This is a genomic window from Bacillus sp. JJ783, assembly GCF_036963225.1.
GTDB lineage: Bacteria > Bacillota > Bacilli > Bacillales > Bacillaceae_G > Bacillus_A > Bacillus_A cereus_U.
In genome coordinates, this window is sequence record NZ_JBALMG010000235.1 from 1 (window position 1) to 2,051 (window position 2,051).

A 2,051-nucleotide genomic window follows, 5' to 3' on the forward strand; every position below is an offset into this window, starting at 1 on the left:
TTTTTCAATCATGCTTTCCATTACATGTTCCCAAAGAGAAGTATCATCAGCTAATGTAGCACGGAAATTAGCGTACATTTCTTTTTGTTTTTCCTCGAATGTTGGATCTTCTTTTTCAGGCAATGTAGCACGCATGGAAGTTACTAATTCTTGTACTTTTGGAGCGCGTGGTCCAAAGACGGCTTGTTCATTTCCATCTTTATCAATGAAAATAAAGATTGGAATCGCACGTGCTGTTCCGTTTGTTAAGTATTGATCCATTAATTCTAAGTTTTCATCACGAATTAATAATCGCATATCGATATTTGCAACTTCAGAAATTCGTTTCATAACAGGTACGCATAAAAGAGCGTCACCACACCAATCAGCTGTTAATACGATAACGCGCCAGCCATCATTTTGGCGTTCTTCTAATACAGGAAGTAATTCATTTGGAATTAAAAAGTTATTGTAAATGTGTAGTAGCTCGTATTGGTTTACTTTCATTTCATTCACATATGTATCAAAGGACATACCTTTATCAGCCCATTGTTGTAAGTTCATAAGTAACACCTCTTTAGTATGATTTGTTTTTATTGTACCAATTTTTATATAGAAAAGCTTGTATTCTTACTCTTTCTTATCACTTAATAATGTATTTAGTGTGAAAAGGAATAGTGCGACATATAATTCAGCTGTATTTGACATTTGTACGCTCTCTATCCAGTCGTCAGCGGTATGAATGACGAACCAATCTAACGTAATTTCAATAATGGAGAGAAGAGCAATCGAGAGCCAATTAGGCATACTTGTCATCATTGGATGTAGGAGTACTTTAAAGAAAATGAATATAAAATATGTAATACCATCTAAGAAAAGGATAAGTAAAAAAAAGAGTAGTAGAGCTGTTCGTGATGAATATTCTATACCTGTGATTTGAAAGATTCCTACATATACAAAGAATATAAATGCAAAGAATATAATGAGAATAAGAATAACAAAACCAATAATAATAGTCTTATCTTTTAGACTGAGATTAGAAAACTTGTCTTCTTCACTCACTATTCCAACTCCTTTTTCTGGAAATTAACTTCATTGTAACATGAAATATATATTAAAAAAGTACGAATTATGGGAAAAAAAGGTGACAAAAAGTAAGATTTCATGTAAAATTATTAATAAGGTTTTTATTTAACTAAATGAAATAAAAGGGGCTGTCAAAGTTGTCTCAAAATAGAGAGCAATTAATGGAAGAACTATCGACAAATGTTTTTTCTATGTTTCGCACGTTGCGTAATGATATTGGAAAAATATTTGGTGGTTACATACCGTGGAATGAGTTCATCGTCCTTAGAATATTGAATCGTACGAATAAAGAAATGGTATCACGTGTAGCTAATGAATTAAATGTGTCGAATAGTCATATTACAGCTGTTACAGAAAAATTAATTAATAAAGGCTTTGTAACTCGTTCACGTTCTACATCAGATCGCCGAGTTGTATATTTAGAGATTACAGAACAAGGGAAAGACTTAGTTGCGAAAATGGAAGGTGAGAAAAAGAAATATTTACAAGAAAGATTCTCCTCACTTTCAGAAGAAGAAATGAATGTAATGATATCTATTTCTAAAAAACTTATTTAAATAATTACAAGTAAGAAAACGCTTACCTAATGAAAAAGAAGACCTTCCTCATATATGGAAGGTCTTCTTCTGTGTGTAATAGATGATAAAAAATAAAATGTGTATGAAAAAAGATAGAGCGCCATACTACTAATAAAGGAAGGAGGGGGAAATATGACGAATCGTAATGGTAGTCAAGGAAGTGGAAATCAAGGTTCACCAAAATCAGGGCAATTCCAGCAGGAGTTTAGTGCTGAATTTGAAACAGGTAATGATAACAAAGGAAAAGAATATCGTTCGAAAAAAGGAAGCAAGTCAAAAAAGGAGTGAATCATTTCACTCCTTTTTGATTTAAGATGCTGCAGATTGATCCGTATTATATTTTTCTTCTGATTTTGAAACAATCATTGCACAAATTGCATCGCCAGAAATATTGACCGCATTCTAGAC

General features: G+C 32.3%; 4 protein-coding genes. 2 read left to right on the plus strand and 2 right to left on the minus strand.

The window, feature by feature from the left end:
• Both V7038_RS28890 and V7038_RS28895 read right to left on the minus strand, forming a co-directional pair.
• A partial coding sequence (locus tag V7038_RS28890; protein ID WP_335696043.1) for a thioredoxin family protein occupies positions 1-576 on the minus strand: 576 nt, incomplete at its 3' end.
• Between the two features lie 33 nt (positions 577-609).
• Complete coding sequence (locus V7038_RS28895; RefSeq protein WP_002202664.1) at positions 610-1,041, minus strand: YrvL family regulatory protein; 432 nt, start codon at positions 1,039-1,041, stop codon at positions 610-612.
• A 161-nt stretch (positions 1,042-1,202) separates the two neighbouring features.
• Here V7038_RS28895 and V7038_RS28900 point away from each other — a divergent pair, with 161 nt between their 5' ends.
• Both V7038_RS28900 and V7038_RS28905 read left to right on the plus strand, forming a co-directional pair.
• Positions 1,203-1,622 carry a MarR family winged helix-turn-helix transcriptional regulator gene (locus V7038_RS28900; protein WP_002202663.1) on the plus strand — a complete coding sequence of 140 codons (420 nt, stop codon included), beginning with the start codon at positions 1,203-1,205 and terminating at the stop codon, positions 1,620-1,622.
• Positions 1,623-1,775: 153 nt separating this feature from the next.
• Positions 1,776-1,931, plus strand: coding sequence for a hypothetical protein (locus V7038_RS28905; RefSeq protein ID WP_002149538.1), 156 nt, complete (start codon positions 1,776-1,778; stop codon positions 1,929-1,931).
• The last annotated feature ends 120 nt before the right edge of the window (positions 1,932-2,051 follow it).